The following is a 2,687-nucleotide window of genomic DNA, read 5'->3' on the forward strand; positions in this document are numbered from 1 at the left end:
ATATGGTTAAGAAGATCATTACTAGAATCTTCAACTGAATCTTGTACACTTTCTGCTGGTGCATAATTAGATTTATACAAAGATTCTATATCTTCTAAAGCAATATCAATGAATTCAATTTCCCAGTTGTGATCTTTATAATATTGAAGTTTAAGCCTTAGATCAAGAACTAAAAAAAAAAATTAGTAAAATATAAAAAATAAAATCAATATAAACAAAATAATAACATACTGGTAGCAACAGTATAAGGTAATGCATCAGTGTTGGAATAATATTTTTTAAGCTTTGCCATTGCTTGTAAAGCAGCTTCTTTTACTTCTTTTTTTATAGTTCTAATTTCTTGAAATTTTTCAATCTCATCTATAAGCCAGTTGTATACTGGAACAGAATTTTCTAGAGTTGGAAACTTATTATGTGAAATGTGATTTGTTGCATGATTGAATATCTGCATATTATTAATATTTAATATATATATATGTAATTATTGGTTAATTATAAAAAAAAACAAAATAATTAATAAAATGATTATATAAATAATATTCTTACATGCAACAAACTTTTTATTTGAATAAGTAAATTCCATTCATTATCTAATAGTACCCATTGACGTAAATCCTGTTCTCCCATTCCAGTATTATCTAATGCCTAAAAATAATCATTAAATAAATTATTATTATAATAAACCTTATTTAAAATAAATTTATACTAACCTCACGTAATTTTAAACTTCTTTCAATCATAGAAAAGGTGGAATTCCAATGTGTCTTCACATCAAGTACCAGTTCATTATTGGAAAGTCCTGCAACTTCACATTGACGAAAAAATTTTTCTCGTCGTTGTGGAGAAGAACGTATTTTGACAACAAGCTTACGAAGCTATAATATAAAGTAAAAATATTAATAAATAATAATTAATTTAAATATTTAATTCAAAATTACATAATATATACAGTAAATTCTAATTTACCTTTGGAATTACACCATTTGAATTATTTTGATTAAAAACTTCATTTTCATTTTCAGAATATCCAACCTTTAAAGTAGTAAGTGCATCCTGTGCAGCAAGATTAATAACATGTGCTAAACATCTAATATGATGATTTTTTTTGGTAAAATTAATATTTTGATCTTTACAGATGAATTCCAATGAATCCATTAAAGTGTCATTATTAGATGCACTATCAGTAGTACATGCCATGATCTAATAAAATAAAAATAATGTAAGCTAATATTATAAAAAAAAGTTTGTAAAAATAATATTATTATAAATACCTTTGAAAATATATTAAATTCTTTACAGGATTTTACAAATGCATCAGCTAAATTTTCACCAGAGTGAGATCCCAATAACTTGTGAAAATCTACTAAAATTTCCTTTAATTTCCACTCCTTTGAGATCCAATGAGCTGTTATTCCAAGAAATGGAATACAATTTGGTGAGGTCCAAGCATCTAATGTAAATGAAATCTTACCAGGCACATTCTAAATTAAATTAAATAATAATAACAAATTAAACAAATAAATTAATAATAATGATGATATTAATAAAATATAGATAAAAATAAAATGATAATACTTGTAAGGTATTTTGTATTTTTGTTTTTTCTTGTTTATAAGATTCCATTATATTTGACTTGATTGTATCTGCTGATGGTGGTGTAGCATCAGTTCTAAGTAAATGAAACAATCTTCGAAGGGGTTCACCTTCTACAACAGTAAAGGGTTAGTCATCACAAACAATCCATTTTGTAAGAAATTCACGAAAAGATGATTGAGTAAATTGCTAAAAAAATTTTAATTAATTAATAATAGAACCTTAAATAAATAAAAATAATATAAAAAAAAATTCAAAACTTACTGGTATAGCATTTACAACAAATCTATCCATAGTTCCTATAGTTCCTCTATTTCTATTTATTTCTGTCTCACTGTAAGTGCCATCATCTAGTTTGTCAAGATGTTTTCCTTTTAAATGATTATGAAGAGTTGTAGTATTGCCACCAGTACGCTTATACACCTTTCTTTGTGTTTAAATTGAAGTAAATAATATATTTTATTTATGATAACTAGAATAATTTGATGTTATTAATAAAAATACTTATACTTACCCACAATAATGACATTTTGCTTTTTTGCCATCTGATACCAAATCAAAATGTTTCCAAACTTTACTAAATGTTCTTACTTCTTGATTTAGATTCTCACTCATTTTAATAATTGAAAAATGTATGTGATCGTAAGAGATTTTTTTTAAAAAAAATTAACGTAACACGTCACAACGATATTGAAACAACTGACCAATCGTTTCATTCTTTTTAAGATCTGATTGGTGATGACGCGATGCATTTTTTTGTTAAATATTTTTTTGTAGGTAACTAGGATCGGTTTGATCATGATGAAACTGAACTTTTTGGTAGGTATTTTGTTTAATTTATTTTTTTTAAAAATAAAAACTTTATACTTTACAACGCTTCTTTCCTCTTTTTTTTTAGGAATTACAACTGGACAGAATCAAACCGGACTTTCTAGTAAGTTTTTTTTTATTTTAAAATTTATTTTTTTTGAATAGAAACATTTCTAACGTTTCTTTTTCTTCTTTTTGTAGGCATTATGGCTTGGACTTTGCAAGATCGCGAAATGCCGGCTTTGGACTTGACAAAAAAGCAAAACTGGACTTTTAGATAGGTG

The 2,687-nt window shown here is 25.4% G+C and carries 1 protein-coding gene; it reads right to left on the reverse strand.

Annotated features, from left to right (window positions below; translation table 11 throughout):
* Positions 1-2,103: 2,103 nt before the first annotated feature.
* The gene (locus DMG62_22315) at positions 2,104-2,208 is read right to left on the reverse strand and encodes a hypothetical protein (GenBank protein ID PYY20723.1); all 105 of its coding nucleotides are present in this window, start codon (positions 2,206-2,208) and stop codon (positions 2,104-2,106) included.
* Positions 2,209-2,687: the final 479 nt, after the last annotated feature.

The sequence above is a fragment of the Acidobacteriota bacterium genome (assembly GCA_003225175.1).
In the GTDB taxonomy this organism is placed as follows: Bacteria; Acidobacteriota; Terriglobia; order Terriglobales; family Acidobacteriaceae; genus Gp1-AA112.